Annotated in this window: 23 protein-coding genes and 1 pseudogene; 9 read left to right on the forward strand and 15 right to left on the reverse strand. The window is 52.5% G+C overall.

Annotation, left to right across the window (positions count from 1 at the left end; translation table 11 throughout):
* Positions 1–126: 126 nt before the first annotated feature.
* From K3T83_RS42795 to K3T83_RS42805, 3 genes are read right to left on the reverse strand one after another with little or no spacing between them, the layout of a single operon-like run.
* Positions 127–282, reverse strand: a complete 156-nt coding sequence (locus K3T83_RS42795) for a hypothetical protein (RefSeq protein ID WP_220209265.1) — start codon at positions 280–282, stop codon at positions 127–129.
* Between the two features lie 45 nt (positions 283–327).
* The gene (locus K3T83_RS42800; protein WP_220209266.1) at positions 328–1,104 is read right to left on the reverse strand and encodes a TRADD-N-associated membrane domain-containing protein; all 777 of its coding nucleotides are present in this window, start codon (positions 1,102–1,104) and stop codon (positions 328–330) included.
* Positions 1,101–2,468, reverse strand: a complete 1,368-nt coding sequence (locus K3T83_RS42805) for a pentapeptide repeat-containing protein (RefSeq protein ID WP_220209267.1) — start codon at positions 2,466–2,468, stop codon at positions 1,101–1,103. Before K3T83_RS42805 ends, K3T83_RS42800 begins: the two co-directional genes overlap by 4 nt.
* A 378-nt stretch (positions 2,469–2,846) precedes the next feature.
* Between K3T83_RS42805 and K3T83_RS58795 the strand changes: the two genes are divergently transcribed.
* On the forward strand, positions 2,847–3,554 hold the full coding sequence (locus K3T83_RS58795; RefSeq protein ID WP_505912369.1) for a cell division protein FtsQ/DivIB: 708 nt from the start codon (positions 2,847–2,849) through the stop codon (positions 3,552–3,554).
* A 72-nt stretch (positions 3,555–3,626) separates the two neighbouring features.
* On the opposite strand, the gene K3T83_RS42815 is transcribed toward K3T83_RS58795, so the two are convergent.
* Positions 3,627–3,788: a hypothetical protein gene (locus tag K3T83_RS42815; RefSeq protein ID WP_220209269.1), complete on the reverse strand. Its 162-nt coding sequence runs from the start codon at positions 3,786–3,788 to the stop codon at positions 3,627–3,629.
* A 124-nt stretch (positions 3,789–3,912) separates the two neighbouring features.
* Positions 3,913–4,083 (reverse strand): hypothetical protein, encoded by a 171-nt coding sequence (locus tag K3T83_RS42820; RefSeq protein WP_220209270.1) that lies wholly within the window; start codon positions 4,081–4,083, stop codon positions 3,913–3,915.
* Positions 4,084–4,401: 318 nt separating this feature from the next.
* Between K3T83_RS42820 and K3T83_RS42825 the strand changes: the two genes are divergently transcribed.
* Entirely contained in the window at positions 4,402–4,698 is a 297-nt protein-coding gene (locus K3T83_RS42825; RefSeq protein WP_220209271.1) for a transposase, read from the forward strand.
* 11 nt (positions 4,699–4,709) lie between these two features.
* Positions 4,710–5,489, forward strand: a complete 780-nt coding sequence (locus K3T83_RS42830) for an IS3 family transposase (protein ID WP_236065317.1) — start codon at positions 4,710–4,712, stop codon at positions 5,487–5,489.
* Positions 5,490–5,528: 39 nt separating this feature from the next.
* Here K3T83_RS42830 and K3T83_RS42835 read toward each other — a convergent pair.
* The 3 genes from K3T83_RS42835 to K3T83_RS42850 form a co-directional block, all read right to left on the reverse strand.
* A protein-coding gene (locus K3T83_RS42835; protein ID WP_373324673.1) for an IS3 family transposase occupies positions 5,529–6,643 on the reverse strand; the annotation gives its coding sequence in 2 pieces (ribosomal slippage) (positions 5,529–6,377 and positions 6,380–6,643; 1,113 coding nt in all).
* A 273-nt stretch (positions 6,644–6,916) separates the two neighbouring features.
* On the reverse strand, positions 6,917–7,162 hold the full coding sequence (locus tag K3T83_RS42845; RefSeq protein WP_220209273.1) for a sensor histidine kinase: 246 nt from the start codon (positions 7,160–7,162) through the stop codon (positions 6,917–6,919).
* The gene (locus K3T83_RS42850) at positions 7,159–8,886 is read right to left on the reverse strand and encodes a sensor histidine kinase (protein WP_220209274.1); all 1,728 of its coding nucleotides are present in this window, start codon (positions 8,884–8,886) and stop codon (positions 7,159–7,161) included. The genes K3T83_RS42845 and K3T83_RS42850 overlap by 4 nt, the downstream gene beginning before the upstream one ends.
* Before the next feature lie 620 nt (positions 8,887–9,506).
* On the opposite strand from K3T83_RS42850, the gene K3T83_RS42855 reads away from it, so the two are divergent.
* Positions 9,507–10,226, forward strand: a complete 720-nt coding sequence (locus tag K3T83_RS42855; protein ID WP_220209275.1) for a helix-turn-helix domain-containing protein — start codon at positions 9,507–9,509, stop codon at positions 10,224–10,226.
* Between the two features lie 236 nt (positions 10,227–10,462).
* Positions 10,463–12,064 (forward strand): FAD-dependent monooxygenase, encoded by a 1,602-nt coding sequence (locus tag K3T83_RS42860; protein WP_220209276.1) that lies wholly within the window; start codon positions 10,463–10,465, stop codon positions 12,062–12,064.
* A 290-nt stretch (positions 12,065–12,354) separates the two neighbouring features.
* Here K3T83_RS42860 and K3T83_RS42865 read toward each other — a convergent pair.
* From K3T83_RS42865 to K3T83_RS42890, 6 genes and pseudogenes are all read right to left on the reverse strand, one after another.
* Positions 12,355–13,681, reverse strand: a pseudogene (locus tag K3T83_RS42865) (IS701 family transposase).
* 30 nt (positions 13,682–13,711) lie between these two features.
* Positions 13,712–14,584 (reverse strand): SDR family NAD(P)-dependent oxidoreductase, encoded by an 873-nt coding sequence (locus K3T83_RS42870; protein WP_220209277.1) that lies wholly within the window; start codon positions 14,582–14,584, stop codon positions 13,712–13,714.
* 111 nt (positions 14,585–14,695) lie between these two features.
* Entirely contained in the window at positions 14,696–15,907 is a 1,212-nt protein-coding gene (locus tag K3T83_RS42875) for a cytochrome P450 family protein (protein ID WP_220209278.1), read from the reverse strand.
* Between the two features lie 55 nt (positions 15,908–15,962).
* Positions 15,963–16,334, reverse strand: a complete 372-nt coding sequence (locus tag K3T83_RS42880) for a DoxX family protein (protein ID WP_220209279.1) — start codon at positions 16,332–16,334, stop codon at positions 15,963–15,965.
* A 76-nt stretch (positions 16,335–16,410) separates the two neighbouring features.
* The gene (locus tag K3T83_RS42885) at positions 16,411–16,887 is read right to left on the reverse strand and encodes a PNPOx family protein (RefSeq protein ID WP_220209280.1); all 477 of its coding nucleotides are present in this window, start codon (positions 16,885–16,887) and stop codon (positions 16,411–16,413) included.
* Between the two features lie 69 nt (positions 16,888–16,956).
* Entirely contained in the window at positions 16,957–17,580 is a 624-nt protein-coding gene (locus tag K3T83_RS42890; protein WP_220209281.1) for a TetR/AcrR family transcriptional regulator, read from the reverse strand.
* A 435-nt stretch (positions 17,581–18,015) separates the two neighbouring features.
* Between K3T83_RS42890 and K3T83_RS42895 the strand changes: the two genes are divergently transcribed.
* Together K3T83_RS42895 and K3T83_RS42900 are read left to right on the forward strand one after the other, a co-directional pair.
* Positions 18,016–18,219, forward strand: a complete 204-nt coding sequence (locus tag K3T83_RS42895) for a hypothetical protein (RefSeq protein ID WP_220209282.1) — start codon at positions 18,016–18,018, stop codon at positions 18,217–18,219.
* 400 nt (positions 18,220–18,619) lie between these two features.
* Positions 18,620–18,955, forward strand: a complete 336-nt coding sequence (locus tag K3T83_RS42900; RefSeq protein WP_220209283.1) for a hypothetical protein — start codon at positions 18,620–18,622, stop codon at positions 18,953–18,955.
* Positions 18,956–19,048: 93 nt separating this feature from the next.
* Here K3T83_RS42900 and K3T83_RS42905 read toward each other — a convergent pair whose 3' ends face one another.
* Positions 19,049–19,228, reverse strand: coding sequence for a hypothetical protein (locus K3T83_RS42905; protein ID WP_220209284.1), 180 nt, complete (start codon positions 19,226–19,228; stop codon positions 19,049–19,051).
* 74 nt (positions 19,229–19,302) lie between these two features.
* On the opposite strand from K3T83_RS42905, the gene K3T83_RS42910 reads away from it, so the two are divergent.
* Positions 19,303–19,533, forward strand: coding sequence for a hypothetical protein (locus K3T83_RS42910; protein ID WP_220209285.1), 231 nt, complete (start codon positions 19,303–19,305; stop codon positions 19,531–19,533).
* Between the two features lie 12 nt (positions 19,534–19,545).
* Positions 19,546–20,526, forward strand: a complete 981-nt coding sequence (locus tag K3T83_RS42915; RefSeq protein WP_373324674.1) for a transposase — start codon at positions 19,546–19,548, stop codon at positions 20,524–20,526.
* Positions 20,527–20,783 lie beyond the last annotated feature (257 nt).

Raw genomic sequence — 20,783 nt, forward strand, 5'->3', positions numbered from 1 at the left:
GGTCGTCCAAGTAGGGTCGTCTGGGCTATGCTTCTGCGCTGAGATGCGTGGCCCCATTTCTTCGACACCACTTTCCTAGCATTCGGGAGGGAAGAGACCTTCTTCCCTCCTGCTGCCTGTATGCTCTCACTCGTTTGCAGAAGGGCAGTAAGCTTGCTCAGTCATGGCATAATGGGATTCGCGATCCGGGAGTTGAGCCTGCTTCTGATCTTTTCTGCTGGCTGATGGCACACCTTCTGTTTCCGAAATGATGGCTCGCAACGCTTCAATGCGCTCCCTCACACTCTGCTCCTTTGCCAATACAGCTCCTCTGTTCTAATGGTTGAGCTATGACTTCCCTTCCTTTTCTGGTAGTGATTTTTTCTCAAGATCCGTTTCAACTGAACCTGCATACATTGCCTGCACTAACTTTGCACGAGTGGTCTGCTTGATCTCCCCTTCTAGGTTTTCGCAAACACTATTGGCAATCACAAACCTTTGAATACCATCCAACCGAATGTGGAAAGTCTCTAATTGCTTCGTTGCGCTTCCATAGAGATAAAAGTTAATGCCTGAAAGAAGTTCTGTTAATGCACCAGCAATAAGACTCGGATTGGCAAATGCTCCTGGATCTCTATAAACAATAAAACTAACGCCTCCTATGAAGAAGCAAAGCCCTATGCCTGCGAAGATGATGGCAGTTGTAAAGCTGCGTTTGGATTGTTGAAGGACTGTTTCATAGTAGCTAGAACTGATCGCTAGTTGAGTTGCAACCACTTGCTGAATATCGGCAGGATTGACCTGGGCAATTTTTTCTATTTCGCTGGGAAGCTCATCCGAGAATGCTGGGATATAAAATTTTTGATAATATTTCCGTAGAAAAAGGACACTAGGGCCAGCAAGCAAGAACAGAAGAAGAAAGAAAACGATCACACCAGCAGTCCAAGATAGAATGACCCACCAAGGGGGGAACTGTATGACTATGGGTGGCGGTGGCGATGGTTTCACATTTTTTGTAGCAGCCGGGTCAAAGATTTGCTGTGCAACAAACCATACTAGAAGCATTGCAAGCATGCCTGTTCCCAAGGCGAGAAGGCTAGGCCCTAAGGAGTTAATACGTTTCATTTCTGGTCTTCCTTCCCTGTTGAAGGTTGATTTCCACTAATGGCAGGAAGTAGTTCTAATCCTGGAATCTCGCTCAGTTGTAGAATAGGCGTTAGCAATGTACGAACCAGGAGTGGTTTCATCTCCTCCTGGGTTTGCGGATATAAAAGAACGACCATCTTTTCGGCAATGGCTAGCGCATCCTCGATTCCTCGTTTTTGAATGTCGAGACGCTGTTCGAGGACGGCTAGGCGTTGCTTTTCTAGTTCCAAGCGACGCTGTTCTTCTTCAAGCGCGTTCATTGCCTCCTCATGAGCAACTTGCTGCTCGACGTGCTTGACTTGTTGTGCTTTCTCCCGAGTCTCTAATTCCATTTGTTTGAGGCGTTGCTTTGCTTGTGTGACCCCATCGATGGCTGTGCGAAGTGCTTCGGCAACGCTGGGGGCGCTCAAATCCACCTTCCAATCCATATTCATGGGAGAGTTTTTCGAGATGCGGAGAATCTCAACCTGTGCCTCTTCAGCGAAGCGTATCTCATGCGTCTGTATGTAAGTGAAGAGATCAGCAAAGCGACGATGAGCAATCAGCCAGCACATGGTAGATAGCTCTGTGAGGACGGTGATCGTTCTTGCAACTTTCCAGGCGAAGAGAGGCTCCCCGTTAAGACGGATAGGCAGAATTTCAAAGATGCTGCTATTTTTCATCAAGGATTTCTGTACATCAGTTGCCTGAAACTTACCTATTTGTGCTTTTCTCAAGGTAACAATCTGCTCAGCACTATCTACTTGCAAAAAACCATAAAATTTGAAGATTTGATCTTTGATCAACATAAGATCGGAGATTAATAATTCGACGCTATCCAAGTTACTATTCTGTACTTTAGTATTTTGCAAATTGGCATGACGTAAGTTAGCATCTTGCAAATCAGCATACCGCAAGTCTGCATCCTGTAAATTAGCACCTTGCAAATTTGCGCCTCGTAAATTTGCACCTTGCAAATTGGCATCCTGTAAGTTAGTACCTTGTAAGTTGGCATCCTGTAAGTTAGCACTTTGTAAACTGACAAGTGGTAAATGTGCCTCCATTAAATAGGCTTGATGTAAGTTGGCTCCTAGCAGATTAGCACCTAATAAGTTAGCTCCCTGTAAATTAGCTCCCTGTAAATTAGCTCCCTGTAAATCGGCAATCCGCAAATCAGCCTGTTGCAATTTAACTCTACTGAGATCAGCGTATTCTAAGTGCATCCCAGCTAGGTCAATCTCTTGCAAATCCCTTCCCGCAAGATATAAATTCTGAGATCCTCCAACTTCTACGAGCAACCGCTCAACATCAGAGCGCGTCAGCGGAGAACTTGCATTAACATCCACATATATATTCTGGCTCATTCTGGCTCCTCTGTCTCGGGTGCAAATACATATAGCAACTTCGTATGCACAGATGCTTCCCGATCCTCCTTCTTTAAAATGCCTTCCAGTGTCAAAAGAAACGCAATGCTTTAGCCTTTATCGTTCATCGATTGCAAGATGCGTAGCGCGAACTGGATCTGGTCTAGCACTGGTTTCGTTGGCTGCCCAAACAACATTCGGTCGAGGTCGTTCTCTAGCATTATGTTCTCCCCCACTTTCTACTGAGCACGGATTGCTTTGAATATCTTGAAACCACACGCCCGGATCATCACTCAGGCAAGCGTCTGCAAGTTTTTTTGCCACATCTGTTCGTAGCCCCTCGCGACAGATGTTTGCCCATCCCCCTTTGATGTAACCTTGCATCTTATACTCTCGTGTCTGGAGAAGATATTCAAGCAGATCGCCCCTGATGGATCAAGGCCTGCTGCTGTGAACAGTATCGTAGTTTCTTCTGCATTAAGATGGAGGGTGCGAACCAACTCCAACAGATTCCCTTTGATCTTGGGAAGATACTCTCCCGCTTCCCAGGCTGCTAACCGCTTGTCGGGTTTTGCTCAGGTGTTCCGCCAACTTGTCTTGGCTCCATCCGGCTTGTGTTCGCCACCGGGCAACCAGTTCCCCAAAGATGAGAGTTTCCGCTTCTTCCCTCATGACCTTTCCCTCTTCAAAAGATGTGCAGTGAGTGTGCAGCGGCACTGCACACGGCCCCGCGTATCATTGACTCATCGCGATAGACAAAAAACCAATCACACAGGAAACGATGATGCGCACGTCGTTTTCCACGAAAGAGAGAAAACGATGCCCATCTTTTGGCTTTGGCTCCTGCTGAGCCTGCTTCCCTATCAGATTGAACGTCAGAAGAAGCGAAATCTGTACTCATTCACCTTGTTGGCACTGCTCTGGCAGTTTACCTTCACGCGCCGGAATAAGCGATACCACTGGAGTTTCTCGTTGCCCTGGATCAAGCATCTCTCGCGGCTCCAGAGCGTACGTACCCTCTTCACTCAGGTCATGACGAAGATGATCCAAGAGGCAGTCAACAAGCTCCTCTCGCTGCTCACATAACCCCTGCCATTTGGGAGGGAAGAGATCTTCTTCCCTCCTGCCCGGTGGAACACTCCTATCGTTTGCATCCTCTCACACGTTTGGCGAAGGGTGGTGAGCCTGCTTCAGATCTTTTCTGATGGCTGGCGGCACACCTTCTGTTTCCGAAATGATGGCTCGCAACGCTTCAATGCGCTCCCTCACACTGGTTTCTTCTGGCTTTCTCTCCGTAAGCGCCTGTCTTTGCCAGCGCAAAACCCGTTTCCTCAAATAGCACCCGTGTCTGCTCGATCTCATTGCCTCTGTTGATGGCATCATGGGAGGGGTACAGCAGCAGACACCACACCAATGCTGAGTATTCGTCACTTCGTCCAATGTGTCATGGCGAAGGTTCTTCCTCCTGGGGGCCATCCTGCTGTTTTTGAGCAAGCAGGTGAAGCAAGGCTTCGACATCCCCATTGGCGTGCAGGTCGGCCAGGAGAATTATATAATTCTTGAGAAGCTTGTGGGTCTGAAGATGCTCTACTCCTAAAGACACTAGGCAAATCATGACTGCCCACTGCACGAAAGCTTCAGCCTCCTAGAAGCACCCCTGACTCTTATAGAGCCTCGCCAGATTGTTCAGATTCATTGCCGTGTGGGGATGAGGAGCTCCTAACTGCTCCTCATAGATGGCAAGTGCTCTCTGATTTCAAAAAAAGATTAAGAACACATTTCAAAGGGAAATAGAGGAGAAGCAGACAAAGTGTTTTCACTCCTTTTCTGTTACTCAATTGCTCAAATAGCGTTTAATATAAATTGGTCTTGACCCAGAAAAGTGTGGAAGGTAAACTAGAGAGAATGGACTTCCACAGAAAGGGAACAGACCATGCAAAAGAAACAAAGGACATTTACACGAGAGTTCAAGAGAGAAGCAGTCCAACTCGCAAAAACCAGTGGAAAGCCGATGATCCAAATTGCAAGGGATTTGGGCGAGGCTTCCAGCACGCTGCATCATTGGTGTAAGGAGTTTGACGAGCATGGGGTGCAAGCATTTCCTGGAAGTGGGCATCAAACACCTCAAGAAGAAGAAATGAGACAATTAAAGAGAGAAAACGAATTATTGCGCCAAGAACGTGATATCTTAAAAAAAGCGCTGGGCATCTTCTCGCGCGGCCAGCTCTGACCTTTCCTTTCATTGCAGAGCAGAGCCAACACTATGCCATCACGATGCTCTGTAAGACCCTTGAGGTGTCGGAGAGTGGCTACTATGCCTGGAAAAATCGAGAGCCTTCCCAGCATTGTCGAGAAGATGCCCGTCTCGCCGCCGAAATTCAACAACTGTTCCTGGAGCACAGAAAGCTTTATGGGAGTCCACGCATTCATATGCTGCTCAAAGAACGAGGGATCAGCACAGCTCGCAAGCGAGTTGCACGTTTGATGCGTGAGCTGGGCTTGTCAGCGCTGCCCAAACGGTCGCGCAAACCGACAACGAAAAGCGACCCTCATGCTCGTTTTGCTCCTAATCTCCTCCAACGAGAATTTCACGCGGATGCACCCAATACGAAGTGGGTCTCGGATACCAAAGCCGTCGAGACTGCTGAGGGGTGGCTGTATCTGGTCGTGATCCTGGACCTCTTCTCGCGCATGGTGGTCGGCTGGGCGATGGGGACATCGGAGGATTCGGAACTGACTGAGCTGGCGAGGCTTTTGGCGGTAGCGCACAGGCATCCTGGATCTGATTTGCTTCATCCGTCTTCCCGAGGAACTGAATTTACTTCCGAGCGGTATCAGGCAGCTTTGCGTGAGGAAGGCATTGAAGTCAGCATGAGTCGCACTGCAAATTGCTGGGATAACGCTGCAATGGAATCGTTCTTCGCTACTCTCACGAAAGAGTGTACCAATCGAATACGCTTCCAGACAAGGCAGCAAGCTCGTACTGGGCTTCTCGGAGTTTTTCGGAGGAAGGAAACTTGAGAATCAACACATCAATTCTTCATACGTGGTCGGACTCACCTAATTGAGCGTGGAATGACGACGCTCCCGATTATAAAAACATTCGATGTATTCAAAGATGTCTTGTCTAGCCTGGGATCGGCTTTCGAAGGAAGAACGCTCAATGCATTCGCCCTTGAGGGTCGAAAAAAAGCTCTCCATGACGGCATTATCATAACAGTCGCCCGCAGCTGACATACTGACCACAATGCCTAAGGAGGCGAGCCTGGTGAGATACCTAGTAGCGGTGTAGGTGCTGCCCTGATCGGAGTGGACAAGCAGTTCTCTGGGAGGAGAGCGGCGCAGCAGTGCCATCTCGAAGGCGTTGCGGACCAGTTCCTCATCATTGTGTGGTCCCATCGCCCATCCAACAACGAGACGCGAAAAGAGATCCAAGACAACGGCAACATACCACCAGCCTTCTCCTGTCCAGACGTAGGTCGTGTCACTCACCCATTTGCTATTGGGGCGCTCAGTTTGGAAATTCCGATTGAGCAGGTTGGGAGCGGCAGTGACTCCCTTGCGCCGCTTGGTCCCCACAGGCGAACGTCGTTTGGGCTTGGCTACTAGATCCATCTCACGCATCAGGCGAGCCGTCCGTTCACGCGAACATCGCAGGCCGAGATCGCGCAACTCCATCTGAATGCGAGGGCTTCCATACACTCCTCGCTTCGCATGAAAAATGCGCAGGATGTGGGTGGAGAGAATGCCATCTTCTCGCTCGTGTGCGCTTGGCTCTCGCCCCAGCCAGGCATAATAGCCACTGACACTTACCCCAAGCACTCGGCACATAGTACTCACTGGATAGAGCTGAGCATGGTCCTTGATGAAGGGATAACTCAGTTCTGGTTGCGCGAAAAGATGGCTACTGCTTTTTTTAATATATCACGCTCCTGTCGGGTGACTTCCAACTCTCGCTTGAGACGACGCAGTTCTTCCTCATGCGCTGGAGGATTTCCGCTGCCTGGAAAGGCTTTTTCCCCAGCCTGGGCAAATTCCTTGCACCAATGATGCAAGGTGCTGTCGGCAATCCCAAGATCACGGGCAATGTGGAGCATAGGTTTTCCACTCGTCCTCGCTAAGCGAACCGCTTCCAGTTTGAATTCCTTCGTGAACGTTCTTTGCTCTTTTGGCATGATACTCTCCTGGTGGATGCTCTCTCTCAAGTTTACATTCTCCAAGAAAATCCGTCAAGCCCAGTACAAAGCTTGCCTCAGCAAGGGAAGCGCAACAAAAAGCGCGGCCCCTTCCCAGGCCCGGGTGAAGGCTACGCTTTTCAGAGATAGCAGGATCTTGCTGCCTATACCTCCCTCCTCTTCTCTCACCTCTCCAGTAGAAACAATGCTCGGAAATCCGGGTGTGTCTACGATGGAACGTCCTGGCAGGTCCGTGGCACACCCAGCCTCCTGCTATCCCTCTTGAGCGCTGACATGGGGGGCTGTTGGCAAGGTAAAGCAAAAGCGACTGCCTTCCCCTGCCACCCCAGCACTTTCCACCCAGATCTGTCCCCCCAGCGTCTCGACGAGTTGCTTGCAGATGAAGAGGCCCAGTCCCGCTCCCCGAATGGAGCCAGCCAGGTCGCGATGGAGACGGACAAATCGATTGAAGAGCAATACGCTCTCCGCAGGGGGGATCCCAGGCCCAGTATCCTTCACGCTGATGCAAAGGGACTCTGTGGCAGTGTGTTCCTGAGAGCGTGTCCGTGAGAAGGCTGCGCACTGATGCTGATCGTGGCCCCCTTTGGAGAATACTTACATGCATTGGAGAGTAGATTGAGGAGGATGCGGTGCAGATAGCCTCGGTCGGCCATCACCGTGAGGTGGTCAGCCACATCGAGCACCATCTGGTAGTCGTGCCGCGTTTGAGGCCCAAAGAGGTGAAGCACCTCCTCGACCATCGGGGCAACAGCGAGGACCTGGGTGCGTGGTGGAGCGTGCCCAAGATTCCCACGAAGCGCATCGAGCACGGTATCAATGAGGTGGTGGAGTTCTTCACAGCCATGAAGGGCATGGGAGAGAAAGGTGGCTTGCATCTGGGTGTCAATCGTTCCTGCGTGTTCATTCAACAGTTCAAGGTATCCCTGCATTTCTGTCAAGGGCGTGCGTAATTCATGATTGACATTGAGGAGAAACTGGTCTTTGAGTTCATTGAGGGAACGTTGTTGCTCGTACGCCTCCGCAATCTGTGCTGACTGCTCCTCCAGTCGCTTATTCACCTGGCTGAGAACCTCATTGTTTTGGTGCAAGGCGTGTTGCGTGCGACGCAAGGCGGTGTTGTAGAAGAGCGCCTCGCGAATGAGGAAGTACTGTCTCAAGAGAAGCAGTCCGATCAGCACGGCTGCCCCCAGGTACACCCCGTGAACGAGGGTAGGGTTGGTGCCGGTCTGCCACGCAAAGATGGTCAGTGGGAGGACGGCGGCAAGGAGTCCATACGGCAGCAGCATGCTCCAGTAAGAGGAGACCTGCCAATCAGCATCGGTGGCACCTTCTCCCTGACCGGCACGCGGAGAAGAAGGCTGCTGTTGAGAGAGCCATCCATTGACGACTTGAGCGGCCAGACCAATGAACATATACCCCAGCGGCCATTCCTCATCCTGCCAGCCATGAAGAGAACTGAGATGCAAGATCTGGGCAAAGTACCTGCTATCAGCCATGACAATGATGAGCAGGCCAAGAGAGAGCAGGAGAACAGCAAGACGTGGGACAGCAGTATCAGCCCGAAAGAGCAGGCGAAACACACAGCAGATCAACACCAGGTCAAAGAGGGGAGAGGCGCTGCCCACAATCTTGGCGAAGACGCTTGCCTGCCCGTGCAGAATATCTGGACCCAGGACAACATACCAACTCACGGTAGCGAAGGTGGTTACAATCATGAAGCCATCGAGGGTGACCCGTGAATGGGTGTTGGCTGGAAGCGAACGGGTGGGCAACAGCAGGATGCCCAGGAGCAAAAAGGGAAACGTACTCAAAGATATGGCGTCTGCCCAGGAGGGGAATGGCTCCCGGTGATGCAGATCATAAAAAATGGAGATGACCCGCCCGATGAATTGGCAGAAGATGCCTAGGCCGAGCAAGAGCGGCACCCAGCGTTGCCCAGAGCTAGTCGTGGTCCCCAGAGCAGAGGCGGAGTCTGTGGCAGGGAGAGTCTTGCGCCAGGGCCAGGTGAACCCAACCAGGCAGAGTATCGTTGCCAGAAGCCATCCAAGCGCTTGCCCCACATTATCTCCTCTCCCAAAGATCGTCTGAGGCCCAGGCTTGAGGAGCAACCAACACAAGAAGAGGCTATTGAACACGACGACCACGAAACTACTCAGGCGGAAAGATCGTCGGGGCGATTGAAACATTGCCCTCATCATCTGTTGCGGTTGGAAGACGTTCATTGATCTCTGTGACCCTCTCTCTCCACATCCCTGCATAGTCTCTCCTCCACAGTGGTCTGTCCGTCTCGTCGGAGACTCCTAGATAGATTGACACTGTTCAATGAGTGATTGTATCATCTTTCCTGCTGGGTGTCTCGCTCTCTGTGAGAGGAGAGCAACACGATCACCACGCCCGCCGCCTTCAGGAGGCATGGAGAGACGAAGCAGCAAGACTCGTTGCCTCGTTATGTGACCCAGATGCCCAGAGGCTCAAAGCCAGGTGAGGCACCGCCGAACTCGCTCCCCTTCTGGCTCAGGCAAAGAACACGTGAACTGCACAGGTGGACAAGGATCTAAGCCTTGAACGTCATTTTCACAGGTGCCACAGAAAGAGCATTCCAACAGAGACGGCCTACTAGCTGAGGAAAGGAAATAGCTGAAAGATTGCTTCTCGATATCTTTGGAGAAAAAAAGGGGTCTCCGTAGAATCGTATTGAACAGATGAAAGTGGTAAGATACACCTGTTACACTCTGGTATCCTTTTCCTAAGGAAGAGATTTTCTTGTCTCCAGAACAAGGTATATTCCTTGCTCGTAGCTGCCATTGAACTTCTGAGCACATCCTATTGAGGAGGGAGAAACATGAGCCTTCTTGTGCAAGCGAGATGGTCAGATTCGCCGTATGTCGAGTCGATTTGGCGGGGAAGCGCCCAGAGCGATACCTCTCTGCTGTGCGCTGCTGATGGACGTTGGAAACTCCTTTTCGCAAAACTACATGGAACGATGCATGTTTCTGTCGAGGGTCCCATGACCAGGCCGATCCCTATGATTCACCGTGAAGGAACCCAGTGGCTCGTCATCAAGTTTGAGCTTGGTACATTTCTGCGACCTGTGCCCGCCAGATCGCTCCTGGATGGGGAGGCCATCCTGTCTCAGGATCGCAGGAACTCCTTCCCGCTTGGAGGCTTCACGTGGCAAGTGCCTGAATATGACAATGCTGAGACCTTTATTGACTGGCTAGTACGTGAGGAAGTGCTCCTCTCTGATCCCGTGGTGATGGCCGTGCGAGCTTCTCACCCTCACCAGCGGTCGTCACGCACCGTGCGGCATCGCTTTGTACAAGCCGCCGGTTTGACCCAAGTGAGCATTCGTCAGATTGAGCGTGCTCGCTACGCTATGTCGCTTTTACAACAAGGCGTCTCGATCCTCGATGTGGTGGGACAGGCTGGCTATGCCGATCAATCGCATCTGACCCGATCCCTGGGGCGCTTCATGGGACAGACCCCAGCTCACTTCGCAAGGATGCACATGCCAGGCCCTCTCCCTCTTGCATCTCCCCCCACCGCTCTCTTGTCTCGCTGACCTGTCCGGGTCCGATGCTGCTTGCCATTTTATTCAAGACAGGCCAGGATCTTGTGGAGTATGCTTCTGCTGTGCTGGCCGTTTTTGTGTGTTCGCGTGCCAGCAAGCAGAAAAGAACACACCCCTCACTCACACCCATCAGGAGGGCGCATCATCAGGCGGGATGCACGACGAGTATCTGCTTCCCTCTGCTCGTGGCGGCTGATGTGTGAACAGAGAAAGGAAATGCTGCTCCTATGACGGATTCTTCTTTCACCGACGTTCTAATTGTTGGTGCAGGTCCAGTGGGTCTGACCTTGGCGAATAATCTAGCCCGGCACAGCATCGCTTGCCGTATCATCGACCAACGGAAGGCATCCCACAACGAGATACGAGCGAAGGGTCTGACGCCGCGCACAGAGGAAGTCTTCGAGGATCTGGGCATCCTTGAGCAGATCCATGCTCGCGGAAGTCGTAACCGGCTCTTTCGCTTCTATGAACGTGATCAGCTTGTCCGCGACATAGATCCGGCAATCGATCCGACCAATCAGCCGACACCCGATGCACCCTACAGAGGAGCCTTCATCATCAGTCAGGCACAAACCGAAACGGTGCTGCGTGAGCACCTGGTGGGGCAGGGTGTACACGTAGAGCTTGACTGCGAACTGGTGCATTTGACCCAAAACGCAGACCATATCACTGCTCTGGTCATCCATGGTGGCAAAAAACAGACGATCCAGGCGCGTTACCTGGTGGGATGTGATGGAGGACACAGCACCGTTCGCTACCTGTGTGACTTCCCCTTCCTGGGTGAGACGCTCCCGAACGAACACCACCTCAACGCTGGCCTCCTCGTCAATGGGCTGGACCCAGCGTATATGCACGTCTGGGCAGATCCAGTGCAAGGGTTGTTTCTGTCCCCGATGCCCCACGATGGAATCTGGGTCTTTCAGGCGGCTATCTCGCCCGAGCAGCACGACACCTCGCTCTCCACCTTCCAACACATCTTCGACGAACGGGCCGGGTTGCCCGGAGTCCATTTGAGCGATCTGCGCTGGGCCTCCATCTGGCGACCGAATATCCGCATGGTCAAGCAGTATCGCCACGGGCGAGTCTTTCTAGCTGGTGATGCGGCCCATGTGCACTCTCCTGCTGGCGGGCAAGGCATGAATACCGGCATCCAGGATGCCTACAATCTCGGCTGGAAACTGGCCCACGTCGTGAAGGGGGCACCGGACTCTCTGTTGGAGACATATCAAGCCGAACGCCTTCCCATCGCTGGGGCCGTGCTGGCGACCACGACCGCTCGCCACAAGATGTGGCTCCATCAAGAGGCGGCGAGCGGCGATGGCAAAGCCCTCATCCAGTCAATCAGCGATTTACTCACGAGTAAAGACGCTATCGCCGATGCGACCCAATTGAGCATTACCTATCGAGGTGGTCCGCTTGCCTGCGACCTCGATGAGACGATCGGCATTCGCGCTGGCGACCGTGCCCCCGATGCACCATGTATCCCTGCTGCAAGTTCCAAGAAGGTGCGGTTGTTCGATCTCTTTCGGGGTCCGCACTGGACATTGCTCACCTTCGGTGACAGGTCTCTCCCACGGCTGTCCGACGTCTGCAATGCTTTCATAGCAATGTACACGGTCATTCACCCAGGAGTCACAACCGGAGCTTGCGAGCACGTCTTAATCGATGTGGATGGAGACGTCCACCGCTTTTATGGTGTCAGCGGTGATGCATTGATCCTGGTCCGTCCTGATGGCTACGTTGGTCTTGCGGCAGGCAAGATGGATCAAGGGCCGATCCTCGACTACTTGCGCACGATCCTGGGTAAAGGAAAGGAGGAGCAAGTGTGATGAAGGCCCAACGCCCCGCTAGGAGATCCTACCCGTTGTACGGGATCGCTTCAACCGTGTCAAGATCGATCTGAATGTGTTAGAGCAGGTGATGCGCGAACGCGAGACACCACCTCACCCGCTTGTCCGACGTGTAGAGCAGTTAGAACGTGAAGTCCGTTCGCTCCGTGAGCAGTTAGAGCAGACGGCAGGATAGTCCTACAGTTGTAGATAACTGGCAAGAATGCTTCGGCGTTTGTAATGGCAAAGTCGCGCGAGAGCTTGATGCGCGCGTCGCCAGAATGACCAAGCTAGGTAGTAGGCGGAAGAGTGATGCGATTTGCCGACAAGACGAAAGAACAACCGCCGGATTTCGGCAATGCTGAGGGGAACCATGATCGGGAGATCAGAAGACATGTGGGATTGAACAGGGTCGGTTGCTTCTGGCTCCGGTGACTGGGGCGTTTGCTCAAACTTTTTTTGTGTGCGTCTTCTTCTCCGTTGGCTCGCAAGGCCGTTAAAAAAGCTAAAGCAAGCATTGAAAGAGTTACGCGCCGATACCATCCGTGCCAGGAACGGACCTCGTACTCATCCAGGCCCACTTCTCCTTTGGCTTCCTCAAAACACTGCTCCACTGTCCAACGCGCGCCGAAAGCCTCTACCATCTCCTCTAAAGATGTATCAGTGGGAGCAAAAACCAGCACATAGGCCGTCTCCGCAGGTTTGGCCCCCTCGTCCAGGCTTCGTCGCACCACCAGCCAGTGCTGCCACCCGCTGATCTCTGACGCTGTCAGTTCGACTCGTGCCCATGCGAAGAGACGAGGCCCTTTACTCCCCACACCTGCACTCAGTTCTTGCCAATCCTCCCTCGCTAAATTACGCGCTACCTGATCCACTCGCTTGCGGATTCCTTGCACCTCCACATGTTCTTTGCAGGATACTGCCAACGCATATGCCTGTTTGCGCGTCTCCAGAGCAGCTCGAAGCGATTGTGCGCTTCCGTACACAGTATCTCCTGTGACCCATGCGACAGGAAGACCTGAGTCCAAGGTTCGCTCTAGCATGCGCTGGGCTAGCTCGGGTTTTGTCGCAAAGGTTACTTCTGGAGGTACATGAGCTTCTCGGCAGCGTTCCAGGTCGTCGGTCCAGCTTTTGGGCAAATACAATTCGAGGGTCCTGCAACGTGTGTCCATGTAAACTCGCATAAGAGAGAAAGACGCCTATCTGACAGTTTTCAATGCGCCCGGCCGTACCGCTGTACTGTCGCTGAACCCCCACCGATTTGCGTCCCTTTTTGAGAAAGCCGGTTTCATCGATCACCAATACCCCCTTTGGATCTGCAAGTGTTTCCTTGACATATGTCCGCAGTTTGTCTCGTACCCCATCACAATCCCACCTGGCTCGGTCGAGTAGGTGCTGCATCGCATACGGGGTGGCTTCTCCTACCTCTTCCGCTACTTGCCACCCGTTTTTTCGTGAAGCTTTACTCATCAACCCCAGCACATAGGCAAGGGCTCGCTGATACGGCTCTGGTCGTGTAAAACAGAAGCTGATCCGTTGACTCAGTTCGTTGAAGGCCGAGGTCCATATCTCACTAGGAGATGAAGAGAAACCGGCGTCGGGATATGGAAGAGGCATGAATGGTTCTCCGTGTTTACCAAATGACCGTCAATTGTTTTCAAGTTCTCTGGATGATGGTTTGTGTTCATCCACTTTCTCCAAGCGCTTTGCTTTGTTTTCCAGATCAAAAAGGCGTCGCATGAGCATCTCGAAGCCTCCTTGTGGCATGCTCCTGCGCAGAAGCGCTAGCATGGTCGCTTGGGCACCTACGGTGTAGCGCAAGTGCGGCGCATCCTGTTCGATGATCCGTCTGATCACTCTGGCCACACGAAGTGGGGACATTCCCTGACGCATTGAGGCGTTGAATCTGTCTGTGAATCGGCTCCGGCTCGCTGCATAGGCTGCAATTTCGTGACTCACATGTGGGACTACCTCTGCTGCCGGTGTACTGACGGGACCGGGTTCGACAAGCGAAACGCTGATCCCAAATGGTTTCACCTCATAGCGCAGTGACTCCGTATACCCCTCAAGAGCGAATTTGCTGGCGACATACAACGCGCGGAAAGGCATGCCTGCGAAACCACCTGCTGAGCTCATCGTAATGATTTTGCCCGAACGAAGCTTTCGCATAATTGGGAGTACTGCATTCGTCACACGCATCACCCCAAAAAAGTTGGTTTCAAAGACCGTCCGGGCTTCAGAAAGTCGAGTCTCTTCACTCGCGCCAGCCAGGCCCGTCCCGGCGTTGTTCAGCAACACGTCGATGCGCCCCGCTTGGGCCAGGACGTACTGGACGGCATGCGCGACCGACTCGTCCGAGTGAACGTCCATCTCCAACAAAGGGAAGGCTCTTTCTCCATACCGATCTGGCGTGCGACTTGTCCCAAAGACGCGGTAGCCCTGTGCGCTGAGTAAATCCGCAGTAGCCTGACCAATCCCCGTCGCGGCTCCCGTAATCAGCACGACTCGTGTTGTCGTCATAGGTCTGTTCCTCCTTCTCTCGCCTGATGTTCGTTCATGATTCACCGCAACAGCTTGTGCCCTTCGAGATTCAGCGGATCATGCTCAAAGGACACAAACCTAGAAAAACGTTTAGAACACGACTGGCAAATGGCGCAATCCCAGGATCATCGAACCTGGACGCCAGACCAGGGCTTCTCGGTCGCTCTCCAATCGGAGATGTGGGAGACGACGCAACAGCGTGCCAAGCGCAATCTGTCCTTCCAGGCGGGCTAATGGTGCCCCCAGGCAATAGTGAATCCCCTTGCCAAAGGCGAGATGCCGATTTTCTTGCCGGGTGATATCCAGGGTATCTGGTTCGGTAAATGTCTCACCGTCACGGTTCGCTGCGACCAAGGCAACCAGCACCTGGTCGCCACGACGGATCAGTTTACCGCCTAACAGGACATCGGCGCTGGCCCAACGCGGCGTCGAGAGCATCAGCGAGCCACGATAGCGGAGGAACTCCTCTATCGCTGTTTTGATCAGCGCGGGATTCTGCTTGAGCAATGTCATCTGATCGGGGTGCTCTAAGAGTGCAAGCATGCCATTGCCGATCAAATTGACCGTCGTCTCATGCCCGGCAATGAGTAACAAGAAGACCATCGACACCAGTTCTCCGAGCGAGAGCCGGTCACCCTCGGTTTCGGCCTGAATCAGCCTGCTTAACAGGGAATCTTCGGGCTTCTGACGCTTTTCCTCGATCAGTGCCAGGAGGTACGTATGAAACGCCTGGAATTGGTCGCCAGCTTGCTGCAAAGCGAGAGGGTCGCCGATCGCTTCGGCGATCACATTCGACCACGTGCGAAACTGTGCGCTGTCCTTGGCAGGCACACCGAGCATTTCCGAAATGACCCTGATCGGGAGCGGAAAAGCAAACTGATCGATCAGGTCCATGACTCCTTGTCCCTCTATAGCATCAATCAGTTCGTCCGTAATTTCTTGAATGCGCCCTCGCCACTGCTCCACCAGGCGAGGTGTGAACGAAAGGGTGAGAAGCTGGCGCAAGCGGGTATGATCGGGCGGATCAATATTGAGTAGTATCTGGTTCATGAGTTTGCCTACTGGACCAGGGAGGTGCGGCTGTTCCCATGACAGTAGTCCATGTTTCAGCCTTTCTTTGACAAAACGCTCATCGCGCAGCACAATATCGGCATCCTGGTAGCGCGTAATCAACCAGACTCGTTGCCCATCAGATAGATTGATCTGATGCACCGGGTCGTCGGCGCGTAACAGAGCAAAAGCCGGAAAGGGATTGGCCTTGAATGCCGGCGATGTCAGGTACAGTTCCGTTGTTTCGCTCATTCTCTGACTCCTTCTTGTCCTGGCACTTCTTCCCAAAGGGAGACACCTTTCTTTCCTATCTCCTCAAAATGATCTGGATCGCTGACCATCTGAGCAGGACAATACTCAAGCTGAGGCCGAGGAAGACGAGGGTCCAGGGCACCTCAGCAAAAAGATTCCCGGCTCGTACATGGGCCAGCGTTGCTCCCATCATGGATGCAGCTATCAACAGTGCCCCGATGACTGCCAGCAGATCCACGCGGAGACCAAACAGCAGCAATACTGCGCCACTCAATTCGATCACATTCGCGAGCCAGATAAGCCACGAAGGCACAGCAAGCGCGAGCACCTGCTGAAGCGTCGGTGCTCCGGATATCCGGCTGAGTGGAATAACGGTAAACGTTAGGGCAAGTAATACTTGCAAGATCATCGTACTAGGTCGAAGCATAACTCCTCTCTCCTGAAAAAATAAAAACACGAGACGACAAATGCCATCCATTTTGAAGGCGAGTCGCACTATGCCGTCAGGCAGGATGTTCCGTCTGGATCGTAATCAGCACATGAAGCTGTGCAGCTTGCTTCAAGCTTGCTCTGTCTGGCTGACTATGCCTATCAAGGCGGACCTGGTAGAAGTGAGCATCGGAGGGCGCCTGACGGAGCATGGCTCTGATCCCTTGTTCGACATCATCTGGGTCAGTATTCACCTCGGCACGTCCTCGCATGTTCTGCCCTGCGATAGACAGGTCAACTGACACCCCTCCGCGTAGGTTGCGCCACCAGGGGCTATCAGTGAGGGTAAGCACCGTCTCATTTGTACGCAGATAGCGCACCGGGATCGTGTAACGACGCCCACTTTTTCGCCTGGTAAAAGTCAACAACATGGTTGTGCGACTCAACAGCGCGTGGAAGGGTGAGCGGAGCAATCCGGCGACGAGACGATTGACCCAGTGCGGAACAGTTGGCCCGGGATGGAAGGGTGATGAAAGACGTTGAGACCTCATGCTCTCCTCTCTTTCTTTTGTGCGAACTTTGTCTCTAAAGAGAACTAAGTTCACTTAATGGTAAAAAATTTAGTGACCATTGCTGGGGAGCGTGGCATCCAGGCGTGTTTTCCAGCCAAGCAACAGATCGTTGACCGCTTGTGTCAGCGTTTCCTTTGCTCGCGTTGGGCCGCCGGAAATATACTGAGCCAGGGTGAGCGCGACAAAACCATGCATCGTCGCCCACATCATCTCAACAGCCTGGTCCAGGTCACTCATCTTCACGCCACTTACCAGGCCCCACTCCTCGATAGCTGCTCGTACCACCAGAAAGGCGGCTTTGGCCTCCTCAACCTCGTGAATTTTCCCCTTCAGATCAAACATCAGTTGATACACAGTGGGCTGGTGCCAGGCAAAGTCCCAATAAGCGGCGGCCATCTGCTGCAAGCGATCCGATGGGCGATGCTCTTGGGCCGCAATGTGCTCTAAAGCAGCTACCATGTGTTGAAATCCCTGGAGCAGGAGTGTGCGCAGAATGTCCTCTTTATCCTCAAAGTACTTGTAGAGAGCAGACGGGCTATATTCAATGCGCTCAGCAACCCGACGAATAGTCACAGCCTGCCAGCCCTCCTCAGTTGCAATCTCCAGCGCAGCCTGCAAAATGGCCTGTTGGGTTGCTTCACGTTCACGCTCACGCCGCTGCTTGATACCCACCGTGATCATCTCCTTTCCTGTAAGGAGTATAGAACATTGTTCACTAAAATGTCAAGTGTTCTCTTCGCACGGGGTGCAGTTCATTTTTTGTCCAGAGGCAAATGGTGATGGTCAGCATCATCGCTCCATTTGAGAAGAAAGAACTTCTCCTTGAATGGCTTTCTCTCTCGTTCATCTACAACTGTAGGAATAGGCACAAACACAATAGCATGTGCTGGCCGCCATCAACGCATCAATGGGAGGCGATCTCTCAACAGAGCAAGCGGCTGTCCTGCTGAAGTAGTTGGTAGCCGATGCGCTCGCCGATGCTGCTCCCCAGCGCACCAGAAAGATTGCGACACAAAGGCAACTGACGGCCCTCGAAAAACGAGGCTTATCGGACGAGACAATAACGCTGGTGAAGTTTGTCAGGATTCATCAGCCTGGCATCACCTTGTGGGAGATCAAAAAAGCATTGAGGCAGGGGAGATCGCGATCACGATCTATCAGCGCGAAGGCGAGGCGAAGCGCAACAAGCGGGAATGGTGGCTCACGCCAGCACAACACCGCGCTCTCATCAACTACTGCCAGCAGCACCAGATCGCGTATCGTGCCTGTCCTGATTGCAGAGATCAGAGCGCATCCCAACAAGCAGGATAAGCAGAGCTGAATACATGAACATCCTTACCTCCACCTGTGTCTCCTCCCACCGGCACAGCATAAGGCGGCCAACGTTCTCGATCTCCACAGGTGACGGGGCAGCAATCGTGACACTGCCGCGTGCAGCGATTGCTGCCCCGAACTGTTTTCTTGCACAGAGCAGGAGAATAGGATACAATTGGGGTGAGAAGTCTGAGCGACTCTCTTTCAGGCAACGTGGAGTGGAGAGACAAAATAACGACCCATGAAGTAGTGTGAAGATTGTCGGTTCCCAGGATCAGGCATGGCAAAAAAGTTCGGCGCGGGAAAAGCTCACCGCATCTTCACTTGGGGAATACAGCTTGCCAGAAAAGAAGCCCCCCCTTGTTTTCGCTTCAACTAGCGATGATAAGGGAGTATCATGCTCAAAAACACCCATCATATCCTCAGTTCCCCACCAGGGGAAGCATTGCCTGATCGTAGGATGTATGCTCTGAAAATGGCTTGGCGTCTCAGATGGTTCTTTGCCATCATTCTTGCCGGAGGATACGGTGCTTCTGTCTGCACAGGACTGCTTGGCTTCATCTTCACGCAAAACGCTTCCTACCTCGTTCTTGCTTCTGCCCCATTGGTCTTGCTTCCTGCGATAAGGTATCTCGTGCCTATGCATCGGTTCCAATACTGGATCGAAGTAGGCAAAATCGCAGGCAAAGCGCAAGCGCAGCGCGGAAGAGTGGAAAGGAGAAAGCAATCGTGACCCGGTTCTATGCAACAATTGCTGCGTAGCCAAAAAGGGGAGGCAACAACGAGATCCTCTCGCTGCTGCTCCCCTGTGGTCATCGATCCCTCCTTACCAATGAAATAAGTGAGTGATCACTGTCTGAATCAACGCAACCAACAAAAGACGCCAAAACTCCCGGCACAAACAGGTGTCCTTTACTGCTCGCACCGCTTGATACCATGCCGCTTGCAAGCGATGCGCTATTGAAAGTGGCGCTGCCTGCACGCGGCGAAACACATACGTTTCCATATGTATTTCAGCTCCTTTCCTTATCCGTGAACAGGCTCAATCGGCTTCCCACGAAGATGTAAAAGATTGTAGATTTGGAGGAGAGACACGTCCCCCAACTCCTTCCCGCTTCGCTCACTCAACAAGAACATGAAATCCTCGCTCAAAGCAATCAAGAGCGTCATGATTGGATCGAGCAACTGGGAGCGCAAAATCGGAAGATGACGACGCGTGGCTACCATCGCCTCGCTGACCTGTGGGTCAGCACCACCGATCCAGATGCGACACGCATGGAAACCAAGACGGGCAGTGACGTGGGCTACTGAACCCATTATGTCGTGGACGGTGGAAAATCCCGTATCATTCTCCAGGTCTTGGTGGCTCCATCGGAAGTCATGGATAATCAACCCATGCTTGATCTCCTTTGGCGAACCCGTTTTCGTTGGAAACTGTGGCCTCGACAGGCGACTGGGGATCGCAAATACGGTACGGAGGACAACCTTGTCGCCCTTGAAGCTCAACATATCCGCGCCTTTATTCCTCTGCCTGATCATGACCACCGCACCGCTTTCTTCAGTTCGGATCGCTTCCGCTATGAACCGGAGCGGGATGTCTACATCTGTCCAACCGGCAAAGAACTGCGTTTTGATCGGGCCCATTCAACCGAGCGGGCGCTGCGCTATCGAGCCCGTGCCAAGGAGTGCAACTGCTGCCCGCTCAAAGCCCAATGTACTACCAACCTTCAGGGACGCAGCCTCTGCCGTAGTGTGGAGGAGACGATTCTGGAGCGAGTCCGTTCCTATCAAGATCTGGAAAGCTACAAAAAGGCGCTGCGCAAGCGGCAGGTCTGGGTCGAGCCGCTGTTTGCGGAAGGAAAAGATTGGCATGGCATGAGACGCTTCCGTTTACCTCGGCTCTGGCGTGTCAACAGCGAGGCACTCCTGCGAGCAGCGGGACAAAATCTCAAACGCCTCTTGAAAAAGCGCGGGTGGGGGCGGCGTCCATTTCCGACCGAGGCGGTGGCCCTGATACCTCCAGCGGGTGGAGGAACCGAAGCGTTCTCAAGAACTCCTGTGATGAGAAGACAGAGAGCTAGCATCGCTATGGCATCCCTCGCCACTTGGGAGGTTGTCAAGGCATTCAGCGAGGCAAAGACCAAGCCGTTTTCTCTGGCAAGCAGCAGTATTGTCGCTTTTTACCCTATTCTACTCTATTACTTTCATTATTTTTATATTTTTCTCTTTCTTATTTCATTTACTACTCGTATTTCATCACTTGGAAACAAGCTTTGGACCATCAAGCCTCTCTCTTCTTTTTAACTCAACAAGGGATTTTTCAACAGGCTGAGGCATTCTCCGACAAGCAATCGTACGATTATTCATAGCCATCATTAAATATAGATTGGTTGATTAAATATTTGATTTTATTGAATCTATATGATATTTTATACCTGAGATAAATATGTTTAGCATCTTGAAAGGTGCTTAGTGAGCATTAGAGCTACACAATTTCAAAAGGGAAGAGGTCTCTTGCACCCATCTGATTGGACCAGAATGAATTCAGAGGAGTTCTAATC

The sequence above is a fragment of the Reticulibacter mediterranei genome (genome assembly GCF_016587455.1).

What these genes read in the sequence shown, in the direction of transcription:
- K3T83_RS42800 (WP_220209266.1), bottom strand. Translation starts at nt 1,104, where the DNA reads ATGAAACGTATTAACTCCTTAGGGCCTAGCCTTCTCGCCTTGGGAACA.
- K3T83_RS42805 (WP_220209267.1), bottom strand. Translation starts at nt 2,468, where the DNA reads ATGAGCCAGAATATATATGTGGATGTTAATGCAAGTTCTCCGCTGACG.
- K3T83_RS42820 (WP_220209270.1), bottom strand. Translation starts at nt 4,083, where the DNA reads ATGATTTGCCTAGTGTCTTTAGGAGTAGAGCATCTTCAGACCCACAAG.
- K3T83_RS42825 (WP_220209271.1), top strand. Translation starts at nt 4,402, where the DNA reads ATGCAAAAGAAACAAAGGACATTTACACGAGAGTTCAAGAGAGAAGCA.
- K3T83_RS42850 (WP_220209274.1), bottom strand. Translation starts at nt 8,886, where the DNA reads ATGAACGTCTTCCAACCGCAACAGATGATGAGGGCAATGTTTCAATCG.
- K3T83_RS42855 (WP_220209275.1), top strand. Translation starts at nt 9,507, where the DNA reads ATGAGCCTTCTTGTGCAAGCGAGATGGTCAGATTCGCCGTATGTCGAG.
- K3T83_RS42860 (WP_220209276.1), top strand. Translation starts at nt 10,463, where the DNA reads ATGACGGATTCTTCTTTCACCGACGTTCTAATTGTTGGTGCAGGTCCA.
- K3T83_RS42870 (WP_220209277.1), bottom strand. Translation starts at nt 14,584, where the DNA reads ATGACGACAACACGAGTCGTGCTGATTACGGGAGCCGCGACGGGGATT.
- K3T83_RS42875 (WP_220209278.1), bottom strand. Translation starts at nt 15,907, where the DNA reads ATGAGCGAAACAACGGAACTGTACCTGACATCGCCGGCATTCAAGGCC.
- K3T83_RS42880 (WP_220209279.1), bottom strand. Translation starts at nt 16,334, where the DNA reads ATGCTTCGACCTAGTACGATGATCTTGCAAGTATTACTTGCCCTAACG.
- K3T83_RS42885 (WP_220209280.1), bottom strand. Translation starts at nt 16,887, where the DNA reads ATGAGGTCTCAACGTCTTTCATCACCCTTCCATCCCGGGCCAACTGTT.
- K3T83_RS42900 (WP_220209283.1), top strand. Translation starts at nt 18,620, where the DNA reads ATGCTCAAAAACACCCATCATATCCTCAGTTCCCCACCAGGGGAAGCA.
- K3T83_RS42905 (WP_220209284.1), bottom strand. Translation starts at nt 19,228, where the DNA reads ATGGAAACGTATGTGTTTCGCCGCGTGCAGGCAGCGCCACTTTCAATA.